This is a genomic window from Bacillus seohaeanensis (assembly GCF_042684945.1).
GTDB lineage: Bacteria > Bacillota > Bacilli > Bacillales > Bacillaceae_B > Rossellomorea > Rossellomorea seohaeanensis.
In genome coordinates this window covers 1-14,933 of the sequence record NZ_JBHUMF010000004.1, presented here as the reverse complement: position 1 = coordinate 14,933, position 14,933 = coordinate 1, and the positions used below count along the sequence as shown (strand labels likewise).

Here is a 14,933-nt window from a genome sequence, read left to right as displayed (position 1 = left end):
TTTAATATGAACTGGATTGGGAAAGATATTGATGTGTTATTGAGAGAAAAAGAGTTTATTGATACTGCTGTTATTCCGTTGATTCCTGTGGATTTTCTTGATGAGATAAAAACATCAGCTGCTCAGAATGAATTTATTTCTTTATTACAACTTCATTTAGAACGACAATTTAAAGGTCGTATGATTATCACCCCCCCATTTACATACTTACTAAGCCAAACAAAGGAGGATTTAAAAGCGAATTTATCTATGTGGACAGAAGCGGTGACACAGAGTGGGATAAAACATGCTTTCTTATTAACGTCTGATAGTGGCTGGAAAAAAGTTGAGGAAGACCTCGGTGATAATTTAATCTGGGTACCGTCAATACCACTTGAACATATGGAGGAGCAGTACAAGCATTCGATTATGGAAGATCAGGTAAAGCAGTTATTAAATGTAATTGTTCAGAAGTGGCAAAAGAATTCATAAAAACGTCACATTGTTGACATCAATTGATTCTGTCAGTTATTGACCTTGTACCAACTTTAATATATCATAGTGATGTCCTAGTTTTATATTTGTGCGAAAAATGTCCGATGGACTTACCTTACGATAGAGGGGGGAAAAGGATGAGCAAACAACGTGTATCAAGACGTCAATTCCTTAACTATACACTAACTGGTGTAGGCGGTTTCATGGCTGCTGGTATGCTAATGCCAATGGTTCGATTTGCAGTTGATCCAATCTTGTCAGCTGAAGCTGCGGGAGACTTCAAAGCTACTAAGCAGAAAATTGACGAGATAACGGAAAAACCAGTGCGTGTAGACTTTACTTATGAACAAAAAGATGCGTGGTACACATCTGATGTAACGCAAACGGCGTGGGTTTATAAGGACAATAAGGGGGAAATTGTTGCTTTATCTCCAGTATGTAAACATTTAGGATGTACAGTTAACTGGGATGGTGACAAAAGTAATCCAAACATGTTCTACTGTCCATGTCATGGTGGCCTTTATGAAAAGAGCGGTAAAAACGTTCCGGGGACACCACCTACAGCACCGTTGGATTCCTATCCAGTTAAAGAAAAAGATGGACTTCTTTATCTTGGTAAACCGGAACCAAATAAATTTGTTAAGTAAGGGGGGCGTAATCTGTGCTCAATAGAATTTATGATTGGGTCGATGAGCGTTTGGACATTACGCCTTTGTGGCGTGATATTGCAGATCATGAAGTTCCTGAACACGTAAACCCAGCGCATCATTTTTCCGCGTTCGTTTACTGTTTTGGTGGATTGACTTTCTTCATTACTGTAATTCAAATCCTTTCTGGTATGTTTTTAACAATGTATTATGTACCAGATATTAAAAACGCTTGGGAATCCGTATATTATTTGCAAAATGAGGTTGCTTTTGGTCAAATCGTACGTGGAATGCACCACTGGGGAGCAAGTTTAGTAATTGTAATGATGTTTTTACATACGCTACGTGTATTCTTCCAAGGTGCGTACAAGAAACCTCGTGAATTAAACTGGGTTGTTGGAGTACTTATATTCTTTGTAATGCTTGGTCTTGGAGTAACAGGATATCTTCTACCTTGGGATATGAAAGCTTTATTTGCGACAAAGGTTGTACTTGAAATTGCGGGAAGTACACCGTTTATCGGTGATATGGTTAAAACATTACTTGCCGGATCTCCTGATATTACTGGAGCTCAAACACTTACGCGTTTCTTTGCAATCCACGTGTTCTTCTTGCCTGCAGCATTGCTAGGATTAATGGGGGCTCACTTCCTGATGATTCGTAAACAAGGTATCTCAGGTCCACTATAAAATCTAGCATAATTGAAGAATACTAATAGCCTAACTTAAAGGAGGGGGACGCAATGCATCGAGGAAAAGGGATGAAGTTTGTAGGAGATTCACGTGTTCCTGCACTTTCTGAACGTAAGCCGAATATACCTAAAGATTATTCGGAATACCCTGGAAAAACAGAAGCTTTTTGGCCTAACTTTTTATTAAAAGAGTGGCTAGTTGGTGCTGTTTTTCTTATTGGTTATTTATGCTTAACGGTAGCACATCCGTCGCCATTGGAGCGTATGGCTGATCCAACGGATACTGGTTACATACCTTTGCCAGACTGGTATTTCCTATTTCTATATCAATTGTTAAAGTATACTTATGCATCAGGACCGTATAATATAATTGGTGCTTTCGTAATTCCTGGTATCATCTTTGGCGGCTTATTGTTAGCGCCATTTATCGACAGGGGACCACATCGCCGACCATTAAAACGCCCTTTAGCAACTGGATTTATGCTACTTGCTGTTGCAGGTGTAATATACTTAACTTGGGAGTCTGTTGTCAATCATGACTGGGAAGCTGCAGAGAAACAAGGTCAGATTGTTGCAGAAGTAGAGATTGATAAAGAGTCTGAAGGTTATAAAATTTATTCCGATCAAGCAAATGGTTGTATCAATTGCCATGGTGAAAATCTTGATGGTGGAGCTGGTCCGGCATTAGTCGACACTGGACTTTCCGCTGACGAAGTAAAAGATATTGCGGTAAATGGTAAACCACCTGGCATGCCTGCAGGATTGTTTAAAGGTTCGGATGAAGAACTGGATAAACTTGGTGAGTTTATCTCAGGTCTAAAAGCAGAATAACTAACTATACAAAAAGAGCCAGCACAGCGTTGGCTCTTTTTTGTTCAGTTTGAGTGTCTTGAGGAAATAGGGGAATCCCTGCGGATTGAAGTTTCACTTTATCATTTCCCGAAAGAAGATCCCTCACTTCAAACTTGCTAAGTGGGGGGCAATACCTTAGTGAGAAAGGAAAGGTTCACGTGATTTGGATTCTTTCAGTATTAAAGTCAAGGTCTTTTCTCTGGTTGCTGTTAATTATTAACCTACTTGGTACTGTGTATGGATATATATGGTACTTACCGCAGCTTGAAAGGACTTCTCCAGAATTCTTAGTATTTGTACCTGATAGTCCAACAGCAAGCTTGTTTTTCTGCTTTGTTCTAATCGCTTTTTTATTAAAAAGGAATTGGCCTATATTTGAGGTACTGGCAATTATTACACTTTTCAAGTATGGGGTATGGGCGGTAGTTATGAATATTTTGACACTGATTGTTTCAGGAGAAATGCCGTGGGAAGGATATATGCTTATTGCCTCTCATTTTGCGATGGCAGTTCAAGGTATTCTGTATTCATCGTTTTATCGTGTGAAACTGTGGCATATTGTTATTGGAGCCATTTGGACTATACATAATGATATTATTGATTATGTTTACATGCAATTTCCTGTCTATTCTAAACTATATTTATATATTCAACATATTGGCTATTTTACTTTTTGGTTGAGCGTTGTCTCTATAGGAATATGTTATTTTTATACACAAAAAACCAAAAGGCTCGACCTCTCTATGTAGTTGTCTAGCTTCAGCGGCTAGCTCGCTGTGAAAAAGGGAAACTCCCCCTAAAGGCAAAAAAGCTCCTTTAGGGGGAGTTTCCTATTTTCTTCGCGAACTGAATGGGGGCTTCCACTTTTCTTGGTCTACTCTTGTCCACCCTTTCATACAATTTATTAGTAGTTTGAGGAGGGACAAGTATGAAGATTATCCGATTATATATTATACCTTTACTAGTGCTATTTTTTTTATTTCCAAGTTCAATGCTAGCTGAGGAATCTCCGATTAGTGAATTAGATAATATTGCAGATCAAGCTTTGCAAATGACAAAAGTTGGTCGTTTAGAAGAAGCAAAGCAGTTGTTGCAACACTTTTCAGATGAGTTTTCTGTTGCTTCTGTTCATCATTCATTTTCTATGGATGAGCTGAGAGTGTTAACGGTTGCGCATAATCAAGCAGTAGAAGCCGTAAATAGTACAAGCATGAATTTACAACAAAGAGTAAATACGGTAACAAGCTTTAGGCTTGTTATGGACACATTATCGAGTCAATACCAGCCGTTATGGACGGAGATGGAAGATCCAATTATGACAACTTTTCAGCAAGTGAAAACAGCAGCGGAGAATGGCAATAGTGAAGAGTATCATAGTACACTAAATTCTTTTTTAACAAAGTACAATATCATCCAACCGAGCTTGAAGTTAGATATACCTGTAGATAAAGCACAGGAATTAGACACAAGGATCTCTTATATAGATCAATATCGTCAAGATGTAATTCAAAGTACAAACCCACAAGAAACCCTTTCTGATTTGGAAAAGGATTTGCAGAACCTGTTTGATGGTGTAACGGAGGATGAAAGTGACCCATCATTATGGTGGGTAATCATTTCGACTGGGAGCATTATTATTCTTACATTGTCCTATGTAGGTTGGAGAAAATATAAAGGGGAGTCAGAAGAATCAAAAAAGGCAAAAAGGCTTAAAGATTGACAACAGCTCTATCGCCATATAAAATTTGAGTAATATAACTTTTTGGAGGTTATCATTAAATGGCTGGTTTTATACTATACTTTTTATTGATTGCTCTTATTCCAATTTGGGCACAATTACGTGTGAAGAGCACGTTTAAAAAGTATTCAAAAGTTGCGACGACATCAGGAATGACAGGGGCTGAAATGGCGAGAAGAATCTTGGATGAAAATGGTATCTATAACGTGAAGGTTGTGGAAGGAAGAGGATTCTTGAGTGACCATTATAACCCCGTTACGAAAACAGTTGCCTTATCACCAAATAACTATCATGGACATTCCGTTGCTGGTGCAGCGGTTGCTGCACATGAAGTAGGTCATGCGATTCAGGATGCAGAAAGTTATGCATTTCTTCGTTTCCGTCATGCACTTGTACCTGTTGCAAATATAGGACAAAACCTATCATGGGTTTTCTTATTAATCGGGATTTTTTCACAAATTTCAGGAATGTTCTTACTAGGTATCATTTTACTAGCAGCTGGAGTTGTCTTTCAATTAATTACACTACCTGTTGAATTTAATGCCTCATCGAGAGCGATGAATCAAATTGTTTCTTTGGGATTAATACGTAATGAAGAAGAAAGGCATGCACGTAAAGTGTTAAATGCTGCAGCAATGACATATGTAGCAGCAGCAGCAGTAGCTGTTATTGAACTTCTTCGTTTAGTGTTAATCTTTACGGGAATGCAAAGTGACGACTAAAACAAAAATAGAAGCGAAAACTTTGATTTGCGGAACAATAAAAGCTGAGTGTATTCCACTCAGCTTTTATATTGAAAACATTTAGTTAATAGTATTATTAATGATCATCTAGTGGATTTTTATCTGCATCTAATGTAAAGCCTTCCCCTAAAACATCATGCACAACCGTTACGGATACAAAAGCATGAGGATCGACTCCTGTGATAATATTTTTAAGACGGACAATTTCATTTTTACCGACAACACAATAAAGAACCTCACGATCGGTTTTGGTGAATGACCCATGACCTTTTAAAACAGTTACACCGCGGTCCATTTTTTCGAGAATAACGTCCGCTATTTCTTCATTCTTTTCTGATATAATCATAGCACCTCTTGCTGCATAGGCTCCTTCTTGCATAAAGTCGATGACTCTTGCTCCAACAAATACTGCTACAAGTGTGTACATTGCTTCTCGATGATCCAAATAAGTGATGAGTGAGATAGCGATAACAACCGCATCAAACATAAACATCGTTTTTCCCATGCTCCATCCTATGTATTTATGAGCCAAACGAGCGATAATATCTACTCCGCCGGTAGTTCCTCCGTATCGAAAAATAATTCCTAAACCAATTCCAAGAAAAATCCCAGCAAACAACGCAGCTAAAAATAAATCTCCTTCTAAAGGAATTTGTAGTTGATAGCGTTGAAAAATCCATAAATAAACAGAGAGACTGACAGTTCCGAGAATAGTGTAGTAAAAAGCCTTTCTGCCTAACAACTTCCATCCAAGAAAAAACAACGGTATGTTTAAAGCGAGATTGGAATAAGAAGGGTCTATATTGAATAAGAAATAAAGCAATAATGTGATCCCAGTAAATCCACCTTCTGCAAGATTGTTTTGCATATTAAAATGTACAAGTCCAAACGCAAATACAGCAGAACCTAATAAAATGAAAATAATATTCTTCCATCGTAATCCTAACATGTTCGTTCTCCCTCCTTGTTATTGATATTCCCCAATAACAGACACATTATAATGTAATAAGATAAAACTAGCAATAAGAGCCGCCTTTTATACTTATCAAAGTTGTACTTAATATTTGTAAAAGTATAATGATTTAGCTAACATGAGAGAAGGTATATTTTGTTTAATTCAGGATTTGGAGTAAGGTTAAGGAGTGGTAGCTATTATGTCCAATAAATCAATGGAGCAAATGCAAAAAGAAGTGGATGATTACATAAGTCAATTTAAAGAAGGGTACTTTAGTCCACTCGCAATGATTGCAAGATTAACAGAAGAACTTGGTGAATTATCAAGGGAAATTAATCATTATTACGGGGAGAAACCAAAAAAGAAGACGGAAAAAGAGAAAACAGTGGAAGAAGAGCTGGGAGATCTTTTGTTTGTCACGATTTGTTTGGCTAACTCACTAAATATTAATTTAGAAGAAGCACACGATAGAGTGATGCACAAATTTAATACAAGAGATAAAGATAGATGGACAAGAATTGAAGGGAGAAACAATAATGAATCCAATTAAAATTACGATAGCAGGACCACGAGGAAGAATGGGGAAAGAAGCAGTTAAATTGGTAGAGGAGACAGAACATTTTCAGCTAATAAGTATGTTAGATCGAAAGCAGCCAGAAAAGGAAACAACTATACCTGTATTCACTAATATTGAGGAGTGCTTCCAAAGCGAGAAGCCGGACGTATTAATTGATTTAACTACGCCAGAGGTCGGCTATGTACATACAAAAACAGCTCTTGAATATGGTGTAAGACCTGTAGTAGGTACAACGGGATTTACTTCGGTCGAGCTTGAAGAATTAAAAGCGATTAGTGAAGAAAAACAATTAGGCTGTATTATTGCACCGAATTTTGCGGTGGGGGCTGTTTTGATGATGAAGTTTTCCAAAATGGCTGCAAAATATTTTGAGGATGTTGAAATATTGGAAATGCACCATGATCAAAAATTGGATGCTCCTTCAGGAACAGCTGTTAAAACAGCTGAAATGATTCGAGAACAAAGAAACTTGAAACAGCAAGGACATCCAAATGAAAAAGAAACAATCGATGGAGCAAGAGGAGCAAATATAGATGGTATGCATATACATAGTATTCGTCTGCCAGGCCTTGTGGCACATCAGCAAGTTATGTTCGGCGCAGATGGGCAAGCTTTGACGATTAAGCATGATTCTTTTCATCGTGGAAGCTTTATGTCAGGTGTAAAAGTATGTGTAGATACGATTATGACTCTAGAAACGCTTGTATATGGTTTAGAAAATATACTAGATTAAAAAGGGTGAGTTCATGAATATTGCGTTAATAGCTCATGATAAAAAAAAGGACGATTTAATACGATTTGTATTAGCATATAAACCTATTTTTTCTGAGCATCAATTATTTGCGACTGGGACGACAGGCAAAAGAATTCAAGAAGAAACGAAACTACCTGTTCACAGATTTAAATCAGGACCGTTAGGCGGCGATCAAGAAATCGGATCCTATATTGCAAACGATAAAATGGATTTAGTATTATTTTTCCGTGATCCTTTGACAGCTCAGCCTCATGAGCCAGACGTTTCCGCATTAATAAGGCTCTGTGATGTATATACTGTCCCACTTGCAACGAATATGGGAACGGCAGAAGTTCTCGTGAAGGGATTAGAACGTGGTGATATCGAGTGGCGGAGTTTACAGAAGGAGGATTAAGTCATCATGAGTGAAACTATTGATATATTGGCTTTCGGTGCCCATGCCGATGATGTAGAGATTGGTATGGGAGGAACAATTGCGAAACTTGCTTCAGAAGGGAAGAAAGTAGTCATTTGTGATCTTACAGAGGCTGAATTGTCATCTAATGGAACTGTTTCGCTTAGAAAGCAAGAAGCACTTGACGCAGCAAAGAAATTAGGAGTAGTAAAGCGGGAGACGTTACAAATTCCAGATCGGGGTGTTTTCTTAAATCAAGATAATATACAAGCTGCAGTAGAAGTGATTAGAAAGTACAAACCATTGGCAGTGTTTGCTCCATATGAACACGATCGCCATCCCGATCACGGCAATGCATCTAGGTTAATAAGAGAGGCTTGTTTTTCAGCGGGAATAAAAAATTTCCTTCCCAAGTTGGAAAAACATAAAGTAAATAAAGTATATTACTACATGATAAATGGATTCCATAACCCCGATTTTTTAGTAGATATTGAAGGATACATAGATAGGAAAATAGATAGTCTCTTGTCTTATAAAAGTCAATTTGTTCAGGGGGAGAGCGGCGTAAAGACTCCCTTAACAGATGGGTATATTGAATCAGTAAAAGCACGGGAAAAAATGATGGGAAAAGAAGCAGGACTACAGTATGCAGAAGGCTTTTTTTCCCAAGGGACCCTTGTATTGAAGGATGACTTGATAGGAGAATGACCATGAAATTAAAAATAGGTATCACTTGCTACCCGACTGTGGGTGGTTCCGGTGTGGTAGCAACAGAGCTTGGAAAACTTCTTGCAGAAAAAGGACATGAAATACATTTTATTACATCGAGTATCCCATTTCGATTGAATAAAATGTATCACAACATCTATTTTCATCAGGTAGAAGTGAATCAATATTCTGTTTTTCAATACCCACCGTATGATATTGCGCTTGCCAATAAGATGGCAGAAGTAATAAAAAGAGAGAATCTTGATATTCTTCATGTGCATTATGCAATACCTCATGCAGTATGTGCGATATTAGGAAAACAAATGTCTGGTACAGACGTTAAAATTGTAACAACATTACACGGTACAGATATTACGGTACTTGGGGATGATCCTTCTTTAAAAGAAGCAATTCGTTTTGGAATTGAAAAGTCTGATTATGTAACTGCTGTTTCGAAATCATTAGTAGGGCAAACATATGATTTAATACAACCGCAAAAAGAAATAGATACTGTTTATAATTTTATTGATGAAAGAGTTTATCAATGTGTTGATTCCACTGATTTAAGGTCAGAGTACGGGATAGACGAAGATGAGCAGGTTGTCATACATGTTTCTAATTTTCGTGGAGTGAAAAGAGTACAAGATGTAGTAAGATCTTTTTATTATATCCAGTCAGCTATTCCTACAAAGTTATTGTTAGTTGGAGATGGTCCGGAAATGACAGTAATTTGTAAACTAGTTAATGACTTGGGAATAACCGATAAAGTTTTATTTTTAGGAAAGCAAGATAACTTGGAAGAACTATATTCGATTAGTGATTTAATGCTTCTCCTTTCAGAAAAGGAAAGCTTTGGACTTGTCGCATTGGAAGCGATGGCTTGTGGTGTTCCTTGTATTGGAACGAATATTGGTGGAATTCCAGAAGTTATCGAGAATAATTATAATGGCTACATATGTGAACTGGGTAATACCGATGAAGTAGGAAAAAAATCGCTACAGTTGCTGCAAAATGTTGAATTACATAAACAGTTTTCCGAAAATGCGTTATCAACTGTTCGAAATAAATTTCATTGGAGTAAAATCGTTGAACACTATGAAGAAATTTATCACAATTTACTTTAAACAAGGAGGGGATGCAGATGGTACCGACTCTTTTTGAAAAGGCAATTCCACTATTAAATAAGATAGAACAAGCAGGCTATGAAGCATACTTTGTTGGCGGTTCTGTTCGTGACTATCTAATGGGTAGACAGATAAACGATGTTGATATTGCTACCTCTGCTTTTCCCTCTGAAGTAAAAAAGATTTTTCCGCATACGGTAGATGTGGGGATTGAACATGGAACAGTTTTAGTACTTGAAAATGGAGAAGAATACGAAATAACCACTTTTAGGACTGAGTCAGAGTACAATGATTATAGAAGACCAGAAGCTGTTGAATTCATTCGCTCTTTAGTAGAAGATTTAAAACGTAGAGATTTTACGATGAACAGTATAGCAATGGACATATCTGGTGAAATTCATGACCCTTTTAATGGGTATGAGGATATTCAATCAAGGGTTATTAGATCGGTAGGTTCAGCAAAAGAAAGATTTTCAGAAGATGCTTTAAGAATGATGAGAGCCGTTCGTTTTGTCAGTCAATTGGGGTTTGCATTAGAAGTGGAAACAAGCAAAGCGTTAGCTGAACATCATTCTTTATTAAGACATATTGCAATTGAAAGAGTAACGCAAGAATTTGAAAAACTTTTATCCGGACAAAACAAGCAAAAAGCGCTAGAACTCTTATTGTCCTCGAAATTATATAACCACTTGCCTGGTTTATCTAGTAAACAGGATTCTTTAATTCGAATGACTAATCTTCCAATTCATTCATTAACAAGTGCTGAAAGCTGGCTACTACTTCTATATCTATTACAGGAAGAGCAACCGAAGCATTTTTTAATTAAGTGGAGATTATCGACTAAGACGATAAAAAGATTGTGTAAAGACCTGACGTTTTTACAAGAACGTTTGGGTAATGACTGGTCGAACTATTTAGTGTACTGTGCGGGCTTACCAACAGCGCATCGAGTAGAAAACGTATATTCTGTTCTAGAAGGAAAAAAGAGTGTTGAGGTAGACTACATCACTACTATATATGAAAGTTTGCCTATAAAGAATCGGAGTGAATTGGATTTAACAGGCAATGATTTACTACAATGGACAAATAAAAAACCTGGACGATGGATCAAACAAATTTTGGATACTGCAGAAAAGTCAGTTATTAACGGCGAAATACAGAATGAGAAAAACGCTATAAGGGGGTGGCTTCATCGTTGCAAACTAATTTAAGAAAGAAAATATTAGATGCTTTTACGAAAGCTGAAGGAGAATTCTTATCAGGACAGGCTTTGGCTGATATTGTCGGTTGTTCTAGAACTGCGGTTTGGAAACACATTGAAGAACTTCGTAAAGAGGGTTTTCAGCTAGAGGCTATAAGGAAAAAAGGATACAGAATTATTGATACACCTGATAAAGTATCGCAAAATGAAATATTATTAGGATTAAAAACAAAAAAACTTGGCAGTGTCGTTCATTATGAGGAATCGGTAGGATCGACTCAGAAAATTGCACACAAGCTTGCTCAAAACGGTGCAGAAGAAGGAACACTTGTTATAGCAGATGAACAAACTGAAGGAAGAGGCCGACTTATGAGGGAATGGCATTCTTCTAAAGGGACGGGTGTCTGGATGAGTTTAATATTAAGACCAGCATTGCCACCGCAAAAAGCACCACAGTTTACATTACTAGCTGCGGTAGCGGTTGTACAGGCAATACAAGAAGTTTGTACTCTTGAGCCGGAGATTAAATGGCCTAATGATATTCTATTAGCAGGAAAAAAGGTGACAGGGATATTAACAGAACTACAAGCCGAGTCTGACAAAATCAATTCTATCATTATGGGAATTGGAATTAATGTAAACCAGAAAAAAGAACATTTCCCTGATGAACTGCAAAGGATTGCTACTTCTTTAGCTATTGAAAAAGGCGATAATATTAGTAGGCCGGCACTTGTACAATCTATTCTTGAAAATATGGAAAATCTCTATAATGTATATTTGCAGGAAGGATTCAAACCAATTAAGTTGTTGTGGGAAAGTTATGCTATCAGTATTGGAAGAACAATTAAAGCAACAACGATAACGGGGATTATTAGAGGAAAAGCATTAGGGATAACAGAAGATGGAGTATTGAAAATAGAAGACGAAGCAGGGACGATTCATAAAATTTATTCTGCAGATATTGAATTGAATGATTGAAGTAGTGTGCGGTGTTAGTCCCCTACAGTCCTGACCACTTTGTTGGACGAGTGTGTATGTAAATCATTCTTTTTTATAGGCTCTTTTCTCATAGATTGTTGTTTTTATTTACGAATTTTGTCCGTTGATTTTAGCTACGAGCACAAGACTCCTCGGGAAGGAATGGGAGCCTCCTAGAAAAGCGGAAGCGGCTTGCCCGGCTCGTGAAGAAAATAGGAAAATTTCCTAAAGGCGCTTTTTGCCTTTTGGGAATTTTATCTTTTTCACAGCGAGCTAGCCATCGTCGTCTGCGGGGTCTCCCACTTTCCTCTCCTCCCGCAGCGAGAATCAACTCAGTAGGTCCAACTTAGTTTTCTGTTAAAAGCAACAATCTTTACGAAAATAGCCTTTTTATAACAAGTATGGGGGACAGACCTCTCTGCCTCTTGGACGGGTATATAAACTACCGATTTCAAATGCAGACGGGTCTGTCCTCTTATCTAATTAAAGCGTAGATGACCTACTTTCCCTTCCTATCGAAACACTTTATTGGTCGGAGACTGACACTGCAATATGATTATGCTATACTTTTAATGGGCAGTATCTTCTAAGAACTGCACCTGCAGTGTATTATAGTACTATTTTTATATGATTCTGCCTTGATCCATCGAGGACTGGGACAGAGGGTCGAAACAATTATACCGAATGCACGAATCCCTTTGTCATTTTTTAATGAGGGGATTTTTTTCATTATTAGGAAAAAGGCTAACATAGATAGTTATCTTCAAGGACTAACTATGTAATGTTTTTTGTTCTATTAAATGAAAATGCTTTCATCCACCGTTTCGTCACCTCTATTGTTCTAGAAGTTTTCGCTAAAATGGGAAGAGTTTTCTCATTTAACTTCAGAAAAATAGGAGGAGAAAAATGAAGCAGACAACGGATTTTTTAAAAATGAAAAAGGACGACAGAAGGATTACGATGTTAACAGCCTATGATTATCCATCTGCTAAGCTTGCGCAAGAAGCAGGTGTAGATTTGATTCTTGTCGGTGATTCATTAGGTATGGTCGTTCTTGGTTATGATTCTACTATTCCCGTTACAACGGAAGATATGGTACATCATACGAAGGCAGTGAAAAGAGGGGCTAAAGACACATTCATTGTAACGGATATGCCATTTATGACGTACCACCTATCAAGGGAAGAAACATTAAAAACAGCTGCTACCCTGATGCAAGAAGGGGGGGCAAATGCTGTTAAAGTAGAAGGTGGAGAGCATGTTATTGAAATGATAAAAGCATTGACTTCGGCAGGAATACCTACTGTAGCCCATTTAGGATTAACACCACAATCTGTCGGTGTGTTGGGAGGTTATAAAGTTCAAGGGAAAACGGCTGAAACGGCAAGAAAGTTAGTGGAAGATGCAAAAGAATGTGAAAAAGCAGGTGCTTTTGCTCTTGTTTTAGAATGTGTTCCAAAGCAAATAGCAAAGGAAGTATCCGAGTCGATAACTATCCCAACAATAGGAATTGGTGCTGGAGATGAAACTGATGGGCAAGTCCTTGTTTTTCATGATCTTATAACATATGGAGTAGAACGAGTACCTAAATTCGTAAAACAATATAGTAATATAAATGAAGTTGTATTATCTAGCATTCGCTCGTATGTGGAGGATGTTCAACACAGGAAATTTCCAAGTGAGGAACATACCTTCAAGATGAAAGAAGAGGAACTGAAATCCTTATACGGCGGTGTGAAGTAGTGAAAATTATTCAAAATATAAAGGAAATGCAACAGGAAATTCGATATAGTAAAAGTTTGGGGAAATCAATTGGATTCGTCCCGACGATGGGTGCTCTTCATGAAGGGCACCTATCCCTTGTAAAAGAAGCACAGAGAGAAAATGATATCATTGTAATGAGTGTTTTTGTTAATCCATTACAATTTGGACCTAACGAAGATTTTGAATGCTATCCCCGTAATGTAGAAAAAGATGCTGCCCTTGCAGAGGATGCAGGGGTTCATTATCTTTTCTATCCAGATGCATCTGAAATGTATCCTAAACCTCTTTCTGTGAAAATGCTCGTAAAAGAAAGAGTTAATGTCTTATGCGGGGCAAAACGAGAAGGACACTTTGATGGAGTCGTTACTGTTTTAACAAAACTATTCCATATTATTCAACCAGAAAAAGTATACTTCGGGTTGAAGGATGCTCAGCAGATTGCCGTAATAGAAGGACTTGTAGAAGATTACTTTTTTCCAATTGAAGTAGTACGAGTACCAACAGTTAGAGAAATAGATGGCTTAGCAAAAAGCTCTAGAAATGTATATTTGTCAGAAACAGAAAGAGCAGAGGCACCCGCTTTATATGAAAGTTTGAAAAGGGCTAAAGAAAAAATAGAAAATGGTCGTGATGACCCGGAGGAAGTAAAGAATTCCATAAAAGACTTTCTTAGCCTTCATATAACTGGTGCCATAGATTATATTGAAATCTATTCTTATCCTAAACTAGAAAGAGTAGAGAAGCTCCAAGGGGAAATTATTATTGCGTTAGCGGTGCAATTTAAAGAGGCACGCCTTATTGATAACATAATCATCAATGTATAGCGAAAAGGGGACTATGTATGTATAGAACAATGATGAATGGAAAGATTCATCGTGCAAGAGTAACAGAAGCTAATTTAAACTATGTAGGAAGTATAACGATTGACCAAGACATTCTGGACAAGGTGGACATGCTCCCAAATGAAAAGGTACAGATTGTAAATAATAATAATGGTGCACGGCTGGAAACTTATATTATCGCTGGGGAAAGAGGTAGCGGTGTAATATGTTTAAACGGCGCGGCTGCTAGATTAGTTCAAAAAGATGATACCGTTATTATCATATCGTACAAGCTTATTTCCGAGGAAAAAGTAAATAGCCACTATCCTAAAGTAGCAATAATGGATGAAAACAATCATGTTGTCGAAATGATAAACTATGAACCAGAAGCAACAATCTTTTAAAAATGTACTAGAAAGGATTGATTCTAAAAAAGAATCAATCCTTTCATACTGTTGAAAAACAATCTTGGCAATAGACAAAACATAAAAATCTCGATAGAATTCCCTCGT

Annotated in this window: 18 protein-coding genes; 17 read left to right on the top strand and 1 reads right to left on the bottom strand. The window is 37.4% G+C overall.

Annotated elements, in window-relative coordinates; all coding sequences use genetic code 11:
* Positions 1 to 6 precede the first annotated feature (6 nt).
* The 7 genes from ACFSUL_RS01910 to ACFSUL_RS01880 all read left to right on the top strand — a co-directional run bounded on the left by ACFSUL_RS01910 (position 7) and on the right by ACFSUL_RS01880 (position 5,124).
* The gene (locus tag ACFSUL_RS01910) at positions 7 to 471 is read left to right on the top strand and encodes a YpiF family protein (RefSeq protein WP_377932196.1); all 465 of its coding nucleotides are present in this window, start codon (positions 7 to 9) and stop codon (positions 469 to 471) included.
* A 140-nt stretch (positions 472 to 611) separates the two neighbouring features.
* Entirely contained in the window at positions 612 to 1,121 is a 510-nt protein-coding gene (locus ACFSUL_RS01905; RefSeq protein WP_377932194.1) for a ubiquinol-cytochrome c reductase iron-sulfur subunit, read from the top strand.
* 14 nt (positions 1,122 to 1,135) lie between these two features.
* Positions 1,136 to 1,810: a menaquinol-cytochrome c reductase cytochrome b subunit gene (gene qcrB / locus ACFSUL_RS01900; protein ID WP_071411502.1), complete on the top strand. Its 675-nt coding sequence runs from the start codon at positions 1,136 to 1,138 to the stop codon at positions 1,808 to 1,810.
* Positions 1,811 to 1,863: 53 nt separating this feature from the next.
* Positions 1,864 to 2,643, top strand: a complete 780-nt coding sequence (locus ACFSUL_RS01895; protein ID WP_377932192.1) for a menaquinol-cytochrome c reductase cytochrome b/c subunit — start codon at positions 1,864 to 1,866, stop codon at positions 2,641 to 2,643.
* Positions 2,644 to 2,822: 179 nt separating this feature from the next.
* Positions 2,823 to 3,413 carry a DUF1405 domain-containing protein gene (locus ACFSUL_RS01890; protein ID WP_377932190.1) on the top strand — a complete coding sequence of 197 codons (591 nt, stop codon included), beginning with the start codon at positions 2,823 to 2,825 and terminating at the stop codon, positions 3,411 to 3,413.
* Positions 3,414 to 3,592: 179 nt separating this feature from the next.
* A complete protein-coding gene (gene ypjB / locus ACFSUL_RS01885) occupies positions 3,593 to 4,384 on the top strand; it encodes a sporulation protein YpjB (RefSeq protein WP_377932188.1) in 792 nt (263 codons plus the stop codon).
* A 59-nt stretch (positions 4,385 to 4,443) separates the two neighbouring features.
* Positions 4,444 to 5,124, top strand: coding sequence for a zinc metallopeptidase (locus ACFSUL_RS01880; RefSeq protein ID WP_377932187.1), 681 nt, complete (start codon positions 4,444 to 4,446; stop codon positions 5,122 to 5,124).
* A 97-nt stretch (positions 5,125 to 5,221) separates the two neighbouring features.
* Here ACFSUL_RS01880 and ACFSUL_RS01875 read toward each other — a convergent pair whose 3' ends face one another.
* A complete protein-coding gene (locus tag ACFSUL_RS01875) occupies positions 5,222 to 6,094 on the bottom strand; it encodes a YitT family protein (protein WP_377932185.1) in 873 nt (290 codons plus the stop codon).
* A 205-nt stretch (positions 6,095 to 6,299) separates the two neighbouring features.
* On the opposite strand from ACFSUL_RS01875, the gene ACFSUL_RS01870 reads away from it, so the two are divergent.
* The 10 genes from ACFSUL_RS01870 (at position 6,300) to panD (ending at position 14,825) form a co-directional block, all read left to right on the top strand.
* Entirely contained in the window at positions 6,300 to 6,650 is a 351-nt protein-coding gene (locus tag ACFSUL_RS01870; protein WP_377932183.1) for a nucleotide pyrophosphohydrolase, read from the top strand.
* A complete protein-coding gene (dapB, locus tag ACFSUL_RS01865; RefSeq protein ID WP_377932181.1) occupies positions 6,637 to 7,410 on the top strand; it encodes a 4-hydroxy-tetrahydrodipicolinate reductase in 774 nt (257 codons plus the stop codon). Before ACFSUL_RS01870 ends, dapB begins: the two co-directional genes overlap by 14 nt.
* A 13-nt stretch (positions 7,411 to 7,423) precedes the next feature.
* Positions 7,424 to 7,825 carry a methylglyoxal synthase gene (gene mgsA, locus ACFSUL_RS01860; protein ID WP_071411509.1) on the top strand — a complete coding sequence of 134 codons (402 nt, stop codon included), beginning with the start codon at positions 7,424 to 7,426 and terminating at the stop codon, positions 7,823 to 7,825.
* A 6-nt stretch (positions 7,826 to 7,831) separates the two neighbouring features.
* The gene (gene bshB1, locus ACFSUL_RS01855) at positions 7,832 to 8,533 is read left to right on the top strand and encodes a bacillithiol biosynthesis deacetylase BshB1 (protein ID WP_377932179.1); all 702 of its coding nucleotides are present in this window, start codon (positions 7,832 to 7,834) and stop codon (positions 8,531 to 8,533) included.
* Complete coding sequence (bshA, locus tag ACFSUL_RS01850; RefSeq protein ID WP_377932177.1) at positions 8,530 to 9,657, top strand: N-acetyl-alpha-D-glucosaminyl L-malate synthase BshA; 1,128 nt, start codon at positions 8,530 to 8,532, stop codon at positions 9,655 to 9,657. Before bshB1 ends, bshA begins: the two co-directional genes overlap by 4 nt.
* 17 nt (positions 9,658 to 9,674) lie before the next feature.
* Positions 9,675 to 10,868, top strand: a complete 1,194-nt coding sequence (locus ACFSUL_RS01845; protein ID WP_377932175.1) for a CCA tRNA nucleotidyltransferase — start codon at positions 9,675 to 9,677, stop codon at positions 10,866 to 10,868.
* Positions 10,853 to 11,836, top strand: a complete 984-nt coding sequence (locus ACFSUL_RS01840) for a biotin--[acetyl-CoA-carboxylase] ligase (RefSeq protein ID WP_377932173.1) — start codon at positions 10,853 to 10,855, stop codon at positions 11,834 to 11,836. The genes ACFSUL_RS01845 and ACFSUL_RS01840 overlap by 16 nt, the downstream gene beginning before the upstream one ends.
* Positions 11,837 to 12,742: 906 nt before the next feature.
* Positions 12,743 to 13,579 carry a 3-methyl-2-oxobutanoate hydroxymethyltransferase gene (panB, locus tag ACFSUL_RS01835; protein WP_377932171.1) on the top strand — a complete coding sequence of 279 codons (837 nt, stop codon included), beginning with the start codon at positions 12,743 to 12,745 and terminating at the stop codon, positions 13,577 to 13,579.
* On the top strand, positions 13,579 to 14,424 hold the full coding sequence (gene panC / locus ACFSUL_RS01830) for a pantoate--beta-alanine ligase (protein WP_377932169.1): 846 nt from the start codon (positions 13,579 to 13,581) through the stop codon (positions 14,422 to 14,424). Before panB ends, panC begins: the two co-directional genes overlap by 1 nt.
* 17 nt (positions 14,425 to 14,441) lie before the next feature.
* Positions 14,442 to 14,825 carry an aspartate 1-decarboxylase gene (gene panD / locus ACFSUL_RS01825; RefSeq protein WP_377932167.1) on the top strand — a complete coding sequence of 128 codons (384 nt, stop codon included), beginning with the start codon at positions 14,442 to 14,444 and terminating at the stop codon, positions 14,823 to 14,825.
* Positions 14,826 to 14,933 lie beyond the last annotated feature (108 nt).